Annotated in this window: 12 protein-coding genes and 1 rRNA gene; 9 read left to right on the top strand and 4 right to left on the bottom strand. The window is 38.8% G+C overall.

Going from position 1 to position 16,843, the window contains the following annotated elements; genetic code table 11:
* Positions 1-142 precede the first annotated feature (142 nt).
* Positions 143-1,471 carry a sodium-dependent transporter gene (locus tag G8782_RS18035; RefSeq protein ID WP_172373858.1) on the bottom strand — a complete coding sequence of 443 codons (1,329 nt, stop codon included), beginning with the start codon at positions 1,469-1,471 and terminating at the stop codon, positions 143-145.
* A 306-nt stretch (positions 1,472-1,777) separates the two neighbouring features.
* On the opposite strand from G8782_RS18035, the gene G8782_RS18040 reads away from it, so the two are divergent.
* The 3 genes from G8782_RS18040 (at position 1,778) to yugI (ending at position 7,021) form a co-directional block, all read left to right on the top strand.
* Positions 1,778-4,345, top strand: coding sequence for an RNA polymerase sigma factor (locus tag G8782_RS18040; protein WP_172373860.1), 2,568 nt, complete (start codon positions 1,778-1,780; stop codon positions 4,343-4,345).
* Positions 4,346-4,389: 44 nt separating this feature from the next.
* Positions 4,390-6,552, top strand: coding sequence for a sigma-70 RNA polymerase sigma factor region 4 domain-containing protein (locus G8782_RS18045; RefSeq protein WP_172373862.1), 2,163 nt, complete (start codon positions 4,390-4,392; stop codon positions 6,550-6,552).
* Between the two features lie 94 nt (positions 6,553-6,646).
* Entirely contained in the window at positions 6,647-7,021 is a 375-nt protein-coding gene (yugI, locus tag G8782_RS18050; RefSeq protein WP_172373864.1) for a S1 domain-containing post-transcriptional regulator GSP13, read from the top strand.
* 23 nt (positions 7,022-7,044) lie between these two features.
* On the opposite strand, the gene G8782_RS18055 is transcribed toward yugI, so the two are convergent.
* Complete coding sequence (locus tag G8782_RS18055; RefSeq protein ID WP_172373866.1) at positions 7,045-8,352, bottom strand: AAA-type ATPase lid domain-containing protein; 1,308 nt, start codon at positions 8,350-8,352, stop codon at positions 7,045-7,047.
* A 151-nt stretch (positions 8,353-8,503) separates the two neighbouring features.
* On the opposite strand from G8782_RS18055, the gene pruA reads away from it, so the two are divergent.
* The 3 genes from pruA to G8782_RS18070 all read left to right on the top strand — a co-directional run bounded on the left by pruA (position 8,504) and on the right by G8782_RS18070 (position 12,666).
* Complete coding sequence (gene pruA, locus G8782_RS18060) at positions 8,504-10,051, top strand: L-glutamate gamma-semialdehyde dehydrogenase (protein WP_425505505.1); 1,548 nt, start codon at positions 8,504-8,506, stop codon at positions 10,049-10,051.
* A 98-nt stretch (positions 10,052-10,149) separates the two neighbouring features.
* Entirely contained in the window at positions 10,150-11,340 is a 1,191-nt protein-coding gene (locus tag G8782_RS18065) for an ornithine--oxo-acid transaminase (RefSeq protein ID WP_172373870.1), read from the top strand.
* 81 nt (positions 11,341-11,421) lie between these two features.
* Entirely contained in the window at positions 11,422-12,666 is a 1,245-nt protein-coding gene (locus G8782_RS18070) for a Glu/Leu/Phe/Val family dehydrogenase (RefSeq protein WP_172373872.1), read from the top strand.
* A gap of 43 nt (positions 12,667-12,709) precedes the next feature.
* Here the strand turns inward: G8782_RS18070 and G8782_RS18075 are convergent, their stop codons facing one another.
* Entirely contained in the window at positions 12,710-12,952 is a 243-nt protein-coding gene (locus G8782_RS18075; protein ID WP_172373874.1) for a DUF378 domain-containing protein, read from the bottom strand.
* Positions 12,953-13,071: 119 nt separating this feature from the next.
* Here G8782_RS18075 and G8782_RS18080 point away from each other — a divergent pair, with 119 nt between their 5' ends.
* Entirely contained in the window at positions 13,072-14,235 is a 1,164-nt protein-coding gene (locus tag G8782_RS18080; RefSeq protein ID WP_172373876.1) for an iron-containing alcohol dehydrogenase, read from the top strand.
* A gap of 49 nt (positions 14,236-14,284) precedes the next feature.
* Here the strand turns inward: G8782_RS18080 and G8782_RS18085 are convergent, their stop codons facing one another.
* Complete coding sequence (locus tag G8782_RS18085; RefSeq protein ID WP_172373878.1) at positions 14,285-15,286, bottom strand: cation diffusion facilitator family transporter; 1,002 nt, start codon at positions 15,284-15,286, stop codon at positions 14,285-14,287.
* 229 nt (positions 15,287-15,515) lie between these two features.
* Between G8782_RS18085 and G8782_RS18090 the strand changes: the two genes are divergently transcribed.
* Both G8782_RS18090 and G8782_RS18095 read left to right on the top strand, forming a co-directional pair.
* Positions 15,516-16,418 (top strand): DMT family transporter, encoded by a 903-nt coding sequence (locus G8782_RS18090; RefSeq protein WP_172373880.1) that lies wholly within the window; start codon positions 15,516-15,518, stop codon positions 16,416-16,418.
* A 307-nt stretch (positions 16,419-16,725) separates the two neighbouring features.
* Positions 16,726-16,843, top strand: a 16S ribosomal RNA gene (locus G8782_RS18095); the annotation flags it as partial.

Consider the following 16,843-nt stretch of genomic DNA (forward strand, 5'->3'; position numbering starts at 1 on the left):
TTTTACTCATAAAATTATCCCGCTCCTTCAAGTTAGGTATAGTATAGCGGGTTTTTTCCATAGAAAAAACCCCGAAAGGGGTACTTTTTTAAAGTGTCCGCTTTTCGGGGTTCAGTTCATTTATTGTCCATAGGTTGTTTTTTTATAATGTAATTTCAATAATCCAAGCGATAAAAATAACAGCGATTGCAACAGGAGCTGCATACCTAACAAGAAACTTCCAGACTGCATGTACAACGGGGTGTGTATTTAATTCGTCTACCGTTTGTTTTTTCGTCAATACAAATCCCGCAAATATAGAAATCAATAGCGCGCCAATCGGCATACCGATTCGACTCGTTAATAGATCTGCAAAATCGAAAATCGTTCCTCCGAACACATTGACACCGGATAATAATCCAAAAGACAAGGCGCTCGGTATCCCGATGATGAAAATAAGCAATCCGAATACCCAAGCCGCCCGTTTCCTGCGATCAGTTCGCGTTCGAATGCCTGTTGATACGACAATTTCCAACATAGAAATTGAGGATGTCAAAGTCGCAAAAAGCATTAAAATGAAGAAAATAATCATAAATAGATTCCCGAACGGAATTTGTTCAAAAATAGCTGGTAACACAACGAATATTAAACCAGGTCCTTCAGCTGGGGAATGCCCCAGTGCAAAAACCGCCGGGAAAATAACAAGCCCTGCCAAAATGGAAATAATAATGTTCAGGATTGATACATTTAATGCAGATTGCCCTAGACGTTCTTCTTTTGATAAATAAGAAGCATACGTCAACATGCCAGTGACGCCAACGCTAAGGGAGAAAAACGCTTGTCCAAGCGCAAGAATAAAAGTTTCACCTGTTAGTAAGGACCAATCCGGCACAAATAAGAAACGCACACCTTCCATCGCACCTTCGAGTGTTAATGACCGGATGGCCAAGATGATGAAAAATATAAATAATAGAGGCATCATCCATCTACTTGCTCGTTCAATGCCCGCTTTAATGCCGCCTTGCACAATCCAAATAGTTAGCAGCATAAACACCGCTTGCGAAAGCAATACTTCAACGGGATTAGCCGTAATTGAATCGAACATCGCACCATAATCCAATCCATTGAGTTGGAAGATAAGCGCCCGTGCTAAATAAGACAAAATCCAACCGCCGACAACGCTATAAAAAGACAGCACGATAAATCCGAAAGCGAAGCCGAGCCAACCAATCAAGTTCCACTTACTTCCAGGAGCCAACCGCTTAAGCGTTGTTACTGCATCCGCTTGTCCCATTCGACCTATAACGAATTCGGCAAGAAGTATCGGAAGTCCAATTGCTATCGTACTAATAATGAAGAGCAGAACAAATACACTACCGCCATTTGTTCCTGCCATATAAGGGAATTTCCATATCGCACCGAGTCCAATCGCACTCCCCGCTGCTGCGAGGATAAACCCGATTTTCGATGTCCACTGTTCACGTGGGGCCATATTTCATCACTCTTTCTATTTACAAACATTTTTTTATTGTACACGATTAAATAAAGAAATACATCAGAAGTGAAATAAATCCTACGAAAGGGGGGGAGCCGGGAGTCGTGAACTAGCCGAAATAGAAGAAGTGGAAAATAAGTTTCGCCTGAAGACCTAAGAATCATACTAAAAAGAGCCCGAGTAACGGCACCAACCATTCAATTGGAAAACGAATAATTTAATATCTGAAATTAAACTGAATAATTTGCACTTTCTGGTATAATAAGGTTTATATACAGTTGTCGGGGAAGGGGCTGACCGTACGTGCAAGAAAATGAACTCATTCGAAACGCGAAAAACGGGGACTTTGCTAATTTTCCGGAATGGATCGATATGCATTCTGGCATGCTGGTGCGTTTCGCATTTCAAAATGGACTTACATTTGAAGAAGCAAACGAGGTGACGATGGATACATATATTTCACTTCGTAATAATTTAAGACGCCTTGATGAACATGCGCCATTATTACTTACATTATATAAAATCTTGTCGGAAAAGCTGTCGCGATATAATTCAACGCTACCCATTCCAGAAGATGCTCTCCCATTTAAAGAAGACACGCTCCTTCATATGAAAATTGCAGAACTAGATAAGAAATATCGTATTCCATTTATCTTATCTTTTTATCACGATTTAAATAACGACCAAATTTCAATTATTACCGGAGATTCCGCGGAAGATATTGATTCGACCATCCTAGCTGCAAATGAGTTGCTCGGCGAAAGTAGAAAAAATCTTGAGCTTCTCAAAAAATCCTATGATCGCTTATCCGTGACATTTAAAGCTGAACAAATATTTGGTGCTATGGATCAGCCCGTCATCAAGTCAAAAAAGAAATCGATCGCGTGGTCAATTATAGGCGCATTAGCCTTAGCGATCGTCCTACTTTCATTGCCATTATCATTTCCCGACAAAAAAGAAAGTTCGATTATTAATGCTACTGATCTGGAGTTTTTCAAAGAACTGGAAGAAAAATATAAAACTGAACGCACCAAAAGACAAGAAAGACTCAAATTGGAAGATGCAAGGTTTGACCAATTGAATTTCATCAGAAAAGCAGATAAGGAAATAATGGAGTTAAAAGATTCGATGGAACGTGGAGAAATTCCGGTAAACATGGAAAAAATAGTCGAAAACATCATAGAGGACTTAAAATTGCCATCTGAAATGATTGCTGACATTCAACAAGAACCACTCCATGAAAGCGAGAACGAGAGTATCGAACATGTCATGACCTATAAGGGAAAAATAAAAGATTTAATCACTGTCTACAACGGCATTCTTTGGGATAACCGAGAAACGATTGAAGAGTTTGAAGGGGGATCACAAAAAGCATCATTATTAATGCTTTCAAGAACAGAATTTCCAAATGAACTTCAACAAGCGATTGACACGATGCGTACCCAATCCATCCAATTATGCGCCAAAAATAATACATTCGAAATTAATGCATGTTATTTCAGGTCAACGCTTCATGATCAATTGAGCTATAGCTATCATCAAACCGCTCGTGCATACGTTGCAATCATGACTTATGATTATTATCTTAACCATGTCAATATGGTCAATAGTCCGGATTGGATTTATTGGGAATTAACTGAAATGCAACATGCCATTATACAAATCAGTAATGATAAAAGTTATTACAAAGAGTTGGAAACCTATTTCGCATCATTTTTTTATGAATTTATGAAAGGGAAAGACCTTATTGAAGAAATGGACGTACAAGGAATAGTACCAGTTCTTTATCAAGATGCGTGGAAAAAATTTGATTATCAAGAGGAAGCCTTGCCAATAAATTATCTTGTGCAACCAATCATTGAAGAAATGGAAGCATCTGCTTGGAAGAAGTCAGAGAGTTGGGAGCGTTTAACTCGTAAATCAATCCTCGATGCACTCAAACTATCGCATGAAGGTAAACTAGAGGAAATCATGTTCGGTAAAATGCCAACGCTTGTCAATGAAAAAATCGACCTGCCAGACAAACTTTTTACAACTAAAATAGAAAAGTTATATGCGGAATTTAAAAAAACTTACGACAGAACCATTTTTAAAGAGCTATCACCTATTTTTGTAGTCGGCGTTTATGACTATGCAAATGAAATGGAAGACCCAATGACGATGTTGAAGTTATTCAACTTTGACAACGGGGAGTTTTATCGATACGAACCAGAAGAATCGGGAGAATCTTTTATTGCAGATTGGCGAAAAGGATTTTCAATTTTTGAAGAAGCGACCTCTGTTGAATTTTCCAATGAAGACATAGTACGATATGGAAGAAATTTTTACGCCACTGTAAAAATCGAAAAAAATCAATCGGATGACCAATATATTCCGATTTGGATAGATAAAAATCGAGAATTTTATATACGTGAATTTGTGCATCAACAGCTGCCTTCATCTGAAGAACACCCTGAAATAAAAATCACTGAGATTGATAAAGAATGGATTTCACATATGTATAATCACTTCGTTGAAACGAAGGCATCCGATGGATATATGGGTCCGATTGACGTGATCGCTACCTATTTTCTTGCCGCACAAAAAGGGGACCGCGAAACGCAATATGCTTTCTATTATCAAGGTGATGAATCTAAAGTTATTGAAAAAGAACAATATCTAAAGAAACCAAGCGAAATTCCTTCAACGGATATGGAAAATCTATACAAGACGATTTCGTTTAAAGGATTAGAACAAGACAAGAACGGGAACTGGCCCGGCGTTGCAACGTTAACGGTCAATCAAGAAACGAATCCAAGCATAGAATCGATAGTAGAGATCAACATGATGTGGACAAAAAACGGTTGGCGTATCGTGTATCCATTGAAATAACAGAATTCGAAGATGAATTATTTCAGGTACGATAGAGCAGGGGGATGATTATTATAGCGGATGTTGAGTTATTCAATCAGCTAAAGACGGGCGACCGAGAGGCATTAAAAAAATGGATGGCAATTCACTCGAAAAAAATAGAACAATTCGCTGTTCAATACGGGTGCGGTTCGACTCAATTACAGCAGGTAACGAAAGCAACGTTCAGGAAATTAAATAGCCAGTTGACTGAAGCGGAAGACGTAAATCAGCTTCGATTATTTATGTATAAGATTACTTTAACGATAATTAGAAATATGGAACTGCCTCATGATAAAGAAAATTTCTTGCCCTTTGAAGAAGATCAACAACTTCATGAAAAAATCATCAATCTTAACGATGAAAATAAAATCACCTTAATACTTTCCTGTTTTCATGTAATGACAGAGAAAGAAATTGCTTTCATTACAGGATTTCCAGAAAATGAAATAATGAATTTAATTGCCGAATCACGTCAAAAACTAAATAGAAATCTTCTCCAAATCGAGAAGCAATTAAAGTTTCTAGGTAAATCATATGAGCGGCTTCGATTTTCATTCGATTATGAAAATATTTTCGAGGAGCAACAAGTCGAAAGTGAGCCTATACAAAAACCTAAATCATCAAAAAAAATTCTGCTTTCATGGATTGCCGGGATAGTCACTTTATTAACCCTCATCACGGTTTCAGTGGTTACTGGAGAGGAATACCAAAAGTCTTCAACTGAAAAATATATAGAACGCTTAAAAATGTCATTCGAAAAAGAAATAGAAAACAAATTTAATGAATTAGGTTTTCCAGAAACAATCGAACAGAACGACAATGATTTCAGAAGTCGATATGCAGAAGCGCCGCGGAGAGATTTTGATGCGATGATCAGGCGTTATGAAAGACTAATGATTAATAATGAAAAAGTCGATAAGAAACAAATGAAGAAAGAATACAAAGAAATAATTGAACAATTACAATTGCCATCTGAAATGGCGGAACAATTAATTAAAAATCCAATAACGAATAATAAGAGAAAAAGCGAAGAATTCATTAATTTGTACTTAGAAAAACATTTCTATATTCAGGAGTCTTTTTATACGATTTACTACGACCATCACGAAATCATCGAAGATGCGATGGTCGGCGACGAAATTGACATCGAAGAGTTTATGGAAAGGAAGGATACGTTCCCTGAGGATTTTCAAAGAATTTTAACAGGACTGGAAAAACAAAATTATTATCCGGTTTCGATTCCTAATGTCGCGCCCTTCCATCCGAAATACCAGAAAAATGAATTGAGCAAGAAAATTAGAAATGCGCTACATGAAGATGTGGGCGGGTATATGACAATGCTCGAAACCGAGCATATGTTTAACGTGCAAAGCCTCGATTTTTCATTGGACCAATCATTAGACTATTTAATCGATATGGAAAAAACATTACTTGCCACGGAACAATCCTATATGTATTACTGGATGCTGTCGCATACGTACTCAACTTTATTTAATTTATTAGTAATTGACGATGACGAAGATGAGACGAATGAAATTTTGGATGATTCCGGAAAAGTGAAAGAAAAATATCGTGCTATTTGGGAAAAGATTGCAAATCTCGGCGGAGATTCCCCGGCTGCGTTTATCATGAAGGAAATCGTTGAAGAAATGAAAGCGAGCGATTGGGAAAAATCGAAAAGTTATCAGCGATTAGATCAAAACCATATTTATAGAGCATTAACCTTTGCGCAAGAAAATAGCTTGAATTTATTTACTCTTGGTGAGTTCGTTGGATACGGAACAATTACAACGTCAGTTCAAGATCCCGATTATCAAGTAGCGCTTAAAGAGTTGTATGATAATTTCTCCTATGATTATAATCTAGTCACTTTGGAACAAGCGAATCCTCTAGATATTATCGGTGTCTATTATTATGCAAATGAACTAGAAGATTCCGAGACAATGTGGCATCTTTTAAATCATGAATTTGTCCCAGTTAACCTTCAAGAATACATGAAAAACTGGAAGAAAAAAGAATCCTTACCAGAACAAGTAGAGTCGATATTTGTAGATATGGGAGATGGAAGCATTAACGGTTCGCCGCTTGTCCCGGTAGGATATGAGCAAGAAGGCAGCATCTATTATTTTGCGAAAATGATTTTCGACATCGAGAATAATATCTGGACGATTTATGAGATTGAATAAGTGCAGCATGCTTTTTTGCCCGCTAAATGCATTCATGATATAATTTAGATGGCCTTATGGCAGATACGATATAAAAAATTGGGAGCTGTTTCAAATGGCGAGAAAGTATGAAGCGGGAGAAAAGCTCACAGGAAAAGTAACGGGCATTCAACCCTACGGCGCATTCGTCTCACTCGATGAAAACACGCAAGGCTTGGTCCATATTTCGGAAATTACGTATGGTTTTGTAAAAGATGTAAACGAGTTCCTATCTATTGGAGAAGAAGTTGAAGTAAAAGTCCTGGAAGTGAACGAAGAAGCCGAAAAGATTAGTTTGTCGATTCGTGCACTACAAGAAAACCCAGTAAATAATCGTCGAGACGACCGTCCGCGAGAATCTTTACAAGAACGTATTAAAGAGCGAGATTCAGAAGGTTTTAATTCCTTGAAAGAAAAGCTTCAAGATTGGATCGAACAATCAGGTCAATAAAAAATGAGAGGAGGCGATTTTGCCTACCTCTCATTTTTTATTTTTCGCAAACGATATTGTAAACTTTGCCGGCTCATTCCTAAGGCATTAGCTGTTTTAGTAACATTATCATCATGAAGCTTCATCGCTTTATTAATATAGTACTCTTCAGCCGCATGCAAATATTCATCAAGCGGCAGTAACTCTTTGTCACGGTGAACGATAAAATCTTCAATAGACTGATCATCTGCATCTCCAGTTTTCACCCTGAAATGGAGAGGCAACATATTATATGTAATGACAGTTTCTGTCGAAGAAAGCGAAGTGACTTCGTCCAGCAGAATTTCGAGTTCGCGCATATTCCCTGGCCAATCATAATGTTTGAATATCTTTTCTACTTCAGGCGTAATTCCTTGAATTGCACTATTATAGCGCTTGCTTCTTCGGTTTAAATAAGCGGAAACGAAAGGCATAATATCTTCATGTCTTTTCCGAAGCGGCGGAATTCGAATCGCAAATGAAGAGAAGAAATAATACAATTCCTTCAATAAGTTCCCCGAGGCTATTAATTCAACAGGATCATCCCCGATACTTGCGATAAATTGGCGATTTCCGCTGTTCGACTTTGACAGCAAGGCCAACAACTTTTTTTGCAAAGGGATGGATAATAATTCGATTCGCTCACAAAACAACGTATAGGACTCAGACTCATTCAAGTCCTCTAATAATCGATCGATAAGAAGCGGGTCGGAACTATGACAATGCAGCGTATAAAAGTATTTAGGTGATGGAGATAATGCATTATGGATACTTTGCGCGATCAGTTCTTTTCCAGTACCTGTTTCCCCGATTAAAAGAACGGGCAATTTAGCCTTTGCTGCTTTCTTGGCAGTCGATATCACAGTTTTCATTGAAGACGAATGGGCCACAATTTCATTGAAAGTTGTCGGTTTATTAGATTTTGAATCCGGCTGATGCAAAACCTTTTCCATTGCTGTTATATCTCGTGATAGCTCAATCGCCCCTATTAAATTCCCGTTCTCGAATACCGGGTACGTATCATTAACAGTCGTAATTTCAATCCCATTTCGATTCCAATACGTTTGTTTGACATTCAATAATTCATTTCCACTCTGTAAAGCTTTAAGTAAAGTACTCTCTTCCTGTTCAAAATTAAATAATTCCAAAATAGACCGATCTTGAACATCTTCAAGAGCGAGCCCTTCAATTTGCTTCATTTTATTATTGTAAATAATAGTATTACCATTGTTATCTATTGCATGGATTCCAAGTGCTGCATGTTCAATCGCAAATGCATAAAACCGAGAAAGTGCATCCATCTCTTTTCGCATAAAACTCCTCCAATCGACTTAATCTCAAGAAAATGTATTTATTAAAGTAATAATACTTGAAAAAAGCAATAATCTTTTGCATTATTATATATGTAACCAATTACAAACTGCAAACATTTTTTGCGCCTGAACTTATTGAAGGAGGAAATTTATTATGATTCCATACAAACACGAACCATTCACTGATTTTACAAATGAAGAAAATAAGAACGCTTATCTTAATGCATTAAAACAAGTAGAAGGATATCTCGGTGAAGATTACCCATTAATCATTGGCGGAGAACGTGTAACTACTGATGAAAAATTAGTATCTACAAACCCTTCAAATAAAGAAGAAGTAATCGGCCGTGTATCAAAAGCGAGCCAGGAACTTGCTGAAAAAGCGATGCAAGTAGCAGATGAAACATTTAACACATGGAGAAAAGTTAAACCGGAATTCAGAGCTGATGTTTTATTCAAAGCAGCTGCAATCGTACGTCGTCGTAAAGCAGAGTTTTCAGCATTACTGACAAAAGAAGCTGGTAAACCTTGGAACGAAGCGGATGCAGATGTAGCCGAAGGAATCGACTTCTTAGAATATTACGGACGTCAAATGCTTGATTTGAAAAAGGGCATGCCTGTGGAAAGCCGTCCAGGCGAATATAATCAGTTCCACTACATTCCACTCGGTGTTGGCGTTGTTATTTCACCATGGAACTTTGCATTCGCGATTATGGCGGGAACAACTGCCGCTGCACTAGTAACTGGAAATACAGTACTTCTTAAACCGGCATCCACAACGCCAGTTGTTGCATATAAATTTATTGAAGTTCTGGAAGAAGCGGGAATGCCTGCAGGCGTCGTTAACTTCATCCCGGGTTCAGGCGCAGAGGTCGGCGATTACCTAGTCGATCACCCAAGAACACGTTTCATATCATTTACGGGCTCACGTGAAGTTGGAACGAGAATTTACGAACGTGCAGCAGTCGTGAATGAAGGACAAATTTGGTTAAAACGGGTTATCGCGGAAATGGGCGGTAAAGATACCATCGTTGTTGACAACCAAGCAGATTTGGAATTAGCGGCACAAGCCATTGTAAAATCGGCATTCGGTTTTAGCGGACAGAAATGTTCAGCTTGTTCACGGGCAGTCATTCATGAAGATGTTTATGACCAAGTAGTAGAACGCGTTGAAGAACTGACAAAAGAATTGACTTACGGGGATTCTTCGAATAACTCGAACTTCACCGGACCAGTTATTGACCAAGCTTCATTCGATAAAATCATGAGTTATATTGAAATTGGTAAAGAAGAGGGTCGTTTAATTGCTGGTGGTACGGGAGACGATTCGAAAGGATACTTTGTCGCACCGACAGTATTTGCAGACCTTGACCCTAAATCTCGTATCATGCAAGAAGAAATTTTCGGACCAGTTGTCGGCTTGACAAAAGCAAAAAGCTTCGACGAAGCAATTGAAATCGCAAACAACACAGACTACGGCTTAACAGGTGCTGTCATCACGAATAACCGTGAGCATATCGAACAAGCTCGCGAAGATTTCCATGTTGGAAACCTTTACTTTAACCGTGGCTGCACGGGTGCTATTGTTGGCTACCAGCCATTTGGCGGCTTCAACATGTCAGGTACTGACTCCAAAGCGGGCGGACCAGATTACTTGCAACTTCATATGCAAGGAAAAACAACTTCAGAAACACTATAAAATAGATAAGAAATACGATAATATAAATATGAACCACTTGTAAGGATTGTCTCTTCGTATATGAAGGGACAATCTGCTATTAAAAAGGAGGGAATTATGTGTCATTATCGAAAAATGTAATTGAACAAACAGAAAAGTTTGGAGCGAATAATTACCATCCACTACCAATTGTTATTTCAGAAGCGGAAGGCGTTTGGGTGAAAGATCCAGAGGGTAATAAGTATATGGATATGCTTGCTGCGTATTCAGCCGTTAACCAAGGTCACCGTCATCCCAAAATTATCAATGCACTGAAGGAACAAGCAGATCGTGTAACACTAACATCACGCGCATTTCATAATGATCAACTCGGTCCGTGGTATGAAAAAGTTTGTAAATTGTCAGGAAAAGAAATGGCTCTTCCGATGAACACGGGTGCGGAAGCAGTTGAAACAGCAGTTAAAACAGCACGACGTTGGGCTTACGATGTAAAAGGCGTTGCTGATGGGCAAGCAGAAATTATCGCATGCAACGGAAACTTCCATGGTCGCACGATGACAGCCGTTTCATTATCATCGGAACCGGAATATCAACGCGGATTTGGTCCAATGCTACCAGGTATCAAACTAGTTTCATATGGTGATATCGATGAACTCGAAGCAGCGATTACACCAAACACGGCAGCATTTCTGATTGAGCCAATTCAAGGCGAAGCAGGCATAATTATTCCTCCCGAAGGTTACATTAAAGCGGCACGCGATCTTTGCACGAAACATAATGTGTTGTTTATAGCAGATGAAATCCAAGCCGGCCTAGGTCGTACAGGTAAAATGTTCGCATGTGAATGGGAAGGCATAAAGCCTGACATGTATGTACTTGGAAAAGCACTTGGCGGGGGAGTATTCCCGATTTCATGTGTTGTCGCAGACAAAGATATCCTTGGCGTATTCAATCCGGGGTCACATGGATCGACATTCGGCGGAAATCCAATGGCGTGTGCAGTCTCGATTGCATCGTTAGAAGTTCTTGAAGATGAAAACCTCGCAGAAAATGCATTAGAACTCGGCAATTATTTCATGGATGAATTAAAGAAAATAAACCATCCGGATATTAAAGAAGTAAGAGGGCGTGGATTGTTCATCGGCGTAGAATTATCTGTAGACGCTCGACCGTATTGCGAAAATCTAAAAGAACTGGGATTACTATGTAAAGAAACGCATGATACAGTAATCCGTTTTGCACCACCACTCGTTATAAATAAAGAAGAAATTGATTGGGCGTTAGAAAAAATCAAGCAAGTTTTTGCTTGAAAAGATTAGTTTCAAGACGTCTAGCAATATGTTATAATATTTTCGAAGAAAAAATTTTAATCAAAGAGGCGAAAAAAACAATTGACTGATAATATGAAGCTGTTAACGTCCACGCAAGATGTCATTAAAGAAGCTCTTGATAAACTCGGCTACGATGAAGGAATGTACGACCTTCTAAAGGATCCGATTCGTATGGTTGAAGTACGGATTCCTATCCGTATGGATGATGGAAAAATTAAAGTGTTTACAGGTTTCCGTGGCCAACATAATGATGCTGTTGGTCCGACAAAAGGCGGCGTGCGTTTCCACCCTGAAGTAGACTACATTGAAGTGAAAGCACTTTCAATGTGGATGACATTAAAATGCGGAATCGTAAATCTTCCGTATGGTGGTGGTAAAGGTGCAGTAATCTGTGATCCACGTGAAATGTCTATGGGAGAGCTTGAGCGTTTGAGTCGCGGTTATGTCCGCGCATTGAGCCAAGTTATGGGACCAGCAAAAGATATTCCTGCCCCAGACGTTTTTACAAATGCTCAAATTATGGCATGGATGATGGATGAATATAGTCGAATTGATGAATTCAACTCACCTGGATTTATTACTGGTAAACCGATTGTTCTCGGAGGTTCTCAAGGTCGGGACCGCGCGACAGCGGAAGGTGTTACCATTGTAATTGAAGAAGCAGCGAAAAAACGCGGCATCGATATGAAAGGTGCACGTGTCGTTATCCAAGGTTTTGGAAACGCTGGGAGTTTCTTATCTAAATTCCTTCATGATGCAGGTGCTAAAGTAATCGGAATTTCAGATGCTTACGGTGCGCTTCATGATCCGGATGGTTTGGATATCGATTATTTACTCGATCGTCGCGACAGCTTCGGTACGGTAACAACACTTTTCGAAGATACGATTACTAACAAAGAACTCTTCGAACTGGACTGCGATATTATTGTACCAGCTGCAATTGCTAATCAAATTACCGAAGAAAATGCACATAATATAAAAGCAAGCATTGTTGTTGAGGCAGCAAATGGTCCGACAACGGCAGAGGCTACACAAATACTTACTGAACGTGGAATACTGCTCGTTCCGGATGTATTGGCAAGTGCGGGCGGAGTAACTGTTTCATACTTTGAATGGGTACAGAACAATATGGGATACTATTGGTCTGAAGAAGAAATTCGTGAAAAATTAACAGAGAAAATGGTAGCAGCATTTGAAAATGTTTATACTACTGCTACTACACGTAATATAGATATGCGCCTAGCAGCATACATGGTTGGTGTTCGTGCAACTGCCGAAGCATCACGTTTCCGTGGTTGGGCATAATAATTAAAAAGACATTTCCCGATGTAAACGGGAGATGTCTTTTTTATATTTCTTCTGGTCTCGCGGCATGCGTTTTGACAACATCCCTGTCTCGCCAATCTTCGAAGAGTAAGCCCAGAGTAAGAAGTCCTGCCACACCAATTACAATATAAATGAGTCGAGCAATCGGCTCCGCAGAACCACCCGCTAATTCTCCTACAACATCAAATCGAAACAAACCAGCAAGACCCCAGTTTAATGCACCAATAATGACTAACGCGAGTGCGACTCTTTGTACAGTTCCCATTTGAAACACCTCCATATTAAGTATGTCCATTTATTAATGATAAATACAAAATACATTAATTTTGCAATCGCTAATTACGTTCCGGATAATAGGGAGTAGGTAGATAGGAGGTTTTCTAAATGAACGACTTTACATTTTATAATCCAGTCAAGTTAATTTTCGGTAAAGGGCAATTAGAAAAGCTTAGGGAAGAATTGCCGAATTACGGAAAAAAGATTCTAGTTGTCTACGGCGGCGGCAGTATTAAACGGAATGGCCTTTACGATGAAGTCATGACACTACTTAATGAATTAGGTATGGAGGTCCATGAGTTAGCTGGAGTCGAACCAAATCCCCGTATCTCGACTGCTCGTAAAGGGGCGGAGATTTGTAAAGAACAAGGAATCGACTTTTTATTGGCAGTTGGGGGCGGCTCGGTAATTGATTGTACGAAACTAATCGCCTGTGCAGCAAAGTATGATGGCGACGCTTGGGATTTTGTAAGTAAGAAAGCAACTCCAAAAGATGGACTTCCATTTGGCACGGTGCTTACGTTAGCGGCAACAGGTTCTGAAATGAATGCAGGATCGGTTATTACAAACGAAGAAACCCAAGAAAAATACGGTTGGGGAAGTCCTTTCACATTTCCGAAATTCTCAATTTTGGATCCTGCATATACAATATCCGTTCCAAAAGACCAAACAGTTTACGGAATCATCGATATGATGTCCCATATTTTCGAACAGTATTTTAATGAAGCGACAAACACCCCAGTGCAAGATGAAATGTGTGAAGGCGTGCTGCGCGCAATTATTGAAAATGGTCCCAAACTTGTGGAGGACCTTGAAAACTATGAATTACGCAAAACAATTCTTATAGCGGGAACGCTAGGGTTAAACAACTTTCTACGCCTAGGTTACCGAGGGGATTGGGCATCCCATGAAATCGAACATGCCATTTCAGCAGTTTACGACATACCGCATGCGGGAGGTTTGGCGATAATATTCCCGCATTGGATGAGACAAAATGTGGACGTAAATCCTGAACGATTCGCAAGATTGGCGGAAAAAGTATTCCAAGTCAATCCTGAAGGCAAAACCACTATAGAAATTGCCTTAGAAGGAATTGATCGTTTAAGATCATTCTGGTCCTCGATTGGAGCCCCTGAAACACTTGCAGATTATGGCATAGATAATTCTAAAATCGAACTCATGGCGGAAAAGGCTACTATTAATGGGAACATCGGTAATTTTTCAAACATGAGTAAAGAAGATGTTGAAAAAGTGCTAATAGCCTCCCTTTAAATTGAAACCCGTCGCGCATTTTAAGTGCGTGACGGTTGCTATTGGATGATTACTTTGGAAGTTTTGAACTGAATTTCTCTACTTTATTTGGTTCATTAGAGCCTTTCCAAGTACGAATTCCGTCGTCTTCGTCAAATGAAATCATTACATCTTGAACCCCTTTTTGATTTAATATTATTTTCATTAGCCGATCACGTACGTCATCGATATACGCAAGTGTATGAGAAGGGTTAACTTCAGCAGTTACTTGAACGTGAAGAAATTCCCCTTCCTTTATCACTTCGATATGTTGAATATCTTTCACATCGGCATCCATTGCAACAATATGTGCGATATGTTTAAGCATTTCTTCATCAGTTTCTCCAATAGCTCCTCTAGCATTTTCAAGAAATACTCTCCCGACTACGTAAAACATCATCAATCCAATCGCGATAGAAGCGATTCCTTCCGCAACGAGCAGTCCGAAAAAGTGTGCGAGTAATACCGCGAGGAACGCTAAAACTCCACCAGCGGTCGCAACAAAGTCTTCCATAAACACCAGTTTTGTTGCAGGTTTTGCTTTCTTTAGATTGGCAAATCCTAATGTTAAAGGTGCTAGTCCGCCTTTTTCGATGCCTGCCTCATGTAAAATTTCTTTTCCGGCTTTATAAAGCACGCCTGCTTCAAGAATAATTGCAATAGCGAGTACAGAGAGGTTAATGATGAAACCACCCGATTCAGTTGGATTCATTACATGGTGCCAACCTTCTTTTACCGCTTCATAAGACATTATTGCAACTATAATAACAGCTCCGAGACAAACTAAATTGACTACACGGCCGAATCCATTGGGGAATTGAGGTGTCGGAGCTTTTCTAGATAACGCTGAACCTATAAATACGAAAAATTGATTTGCAGCATCACCAAGTGAATGGAGTGTTTCCGCAAACATAGCGACGTTACCTGTAAGGAAAAATGCGATACCCTTTAAAATTGCAATAATCGTATTTACAATCCCGGCAAGCAGCGAAGGTTTATTTCCTTCTTTTAATAACTTGAATATGTCAGTCATGTAGAAATCCTCCTTTATTTAAAAGTAAAAAAATATATTGTCCTTATTCTGTTCCTTCCTATAGAGATGTTTAAACTTTGTTATCGAACGATAGTGACCGTAAGTATAGAATTATAGTGAGACTGTTTAATTTCCTAATGCATTATACTTCCTATAGAATGTTCATTGTTATTAAAGGTGATATACTACTTAGTTGTTAACCCTATTAATTGAAAGCGAAGTGTTCTATATGGAGAAACCAAGTATCAACCCCTACATTCCAATAATGATCGGTGTGATTTCAGTCGCATTATCAGCTGTTTTTGTTAAACTGGCGACGGCTGATGCAGGAGTAATCGCATTTTATCGAATGTTTTTTTCAGTTCTATTACTATTACCCGTTTTTCTTTATAAATATAGGTGGGAAATAAAACTATTAAGCAAAAGAGATTGGATCAATACAACATTTGCTGGAGTTTTTTTAGCCTTTCACTTTATCTTTTGGTTTGAATCGCTCAATTATACTTCTGTAGCAAGTTCAACTGTGCTTGTTACATTGCAACCGATATTCGCTTTCGCGGGTACTTATTTTTTCTTCAAGGAGAAATTATCGTTAAAAACAATTCTATCCGCTACTATTGCTATCTTAGGTAGCTTCATCATAAGTTGGGGTGATTTTAAAGTTAGTGGAACAGCATTGTTTGGCGATATGTTAGCTTTGATTGGTTGTGCGCTTATAACTGCCTATTTATTATTCGGGCAAGTTGTTCGTCAACATCTCTCATTAATTACATACACATTTATCGTTTACTCTATTAGTACTGTCACACTTTTTTTCTACGTTATTATTAGAGGGGAATCACTTGGTCCGCATCCGAGTATGGATTGGTTATGGTTTGTATTGCTTGCTCTAATTCCGAACTTGCTAGGCCATTCATTATTTAATTGGTCTCTTAAGTGGGTCAGCACAAATGTAATATCCATTGCAATCTTATTCGAACCTGTCGGCGCATCTATCCTTGCCTATTACATCTTTCATGAAACACTTTCAATTGCTCAAATAACTGGAGGGCTTATTGTTATATTAGGCATATTATTGTTTGTTATAGACGGAAAAACAATGAAGAGAATTTTATTTTTAAAAAAGGCTTGATTTTACACTGCGTCTTGGGGTATAGTATTACTTGTCCTTAAGAAGCAGTGCATATTCAACAAAAAAAGATTTTAAAATAATTGTTGACATACATTCTCGGATTTGTTATATTAGAGAAGTCGCTGTTACAGAAGAAACACGAAAACAACTTACTTTTGAATTTCTTCTATATTAGTAGGACGATAACAATGAACCTTGAAAACTGAACAGCAAAACGTCAAGATATAACGTTTCGTTAATTCGAAACAAAAACGAATCTTCGGATTCGAAGTCAGCAAAATGAAATTTGAGCTATTCAAGTTTCTCTATTATGGAGAGTTTGATCCTGGCTCAGGACGAACGCTGGCGGCATGCCTAATACATGCAAGTCGAGCGAACATTTATTGAAGCTTGCTTCTTTAAATGTTAGCGGCGGATGGGTGAGT

Origin of the sequence: Sporosarcina jiandibaonis (genome assembly GCF_013184495.1) — a bacterium.
In the GTDB taxonomy this organism is placed as follows: domain Bacteria; phylum Bacillota; class Bacilli; order Bacillales_A; family Planococcaceae; genus Sporosarcina; species Sporosarcina jiandibaonis.

Coding starts and splice junctions, on each gene's coding strand:
- G8782_RS18035 (WP_172373858.1), bottom strand. CDS start 1,471: ATGGCCCCACGTGAACAGTGGACATCGAAAATCGGGTTTATCCTCGCA.
- G8782_RS18045 (WP_172373862.1), top strand. CDS start 4,390: ATGATTATTATAGCGGATGTTGAGTTATTCAATCAGCTAAAGACGGGC.
- yugI (WP_172373864.1), top strand. CDS start 6,647: ATGGCGAGAAAGTATGAAGCGGGAGAAAAGCTCACAGGAAAAGTAACG.
- G8782_RS18055 (WP_172373866.1), bottom strand. CDS start 8,352: ATGCGAAAAGAGATGGATGCACTTTCTCGGTTTTATGCATTTGCGATT.
- G8782_RS18075 (WP_172373874.1), bottom strand. CDS start 12,952: ATGGGAACTGTACAAAGAGTCGCACTCGCGTTAGTCATTATTGGTGCA.
- G8782_RS18080 (WP_172373876.1), top strand. CDS start 13,072: ATGAACGACTTTACATTTTATAATCCAGTCAAGTTAATTTTCGGTAAA.
- G8782_RS18085 (WP_172373878.1), bottom strand. CDS start 15,286: ATGACTGACATATTCAAGTTATTAAAAGAAGGAAATAAACCTTCGCTG.
- G8782_RS18090 (WP_172373880.1), top strand. CDS start 15,516: ATGGAGAAACCAAGTATCAACCCCTACATTCCAATAATGATCGGTGTG.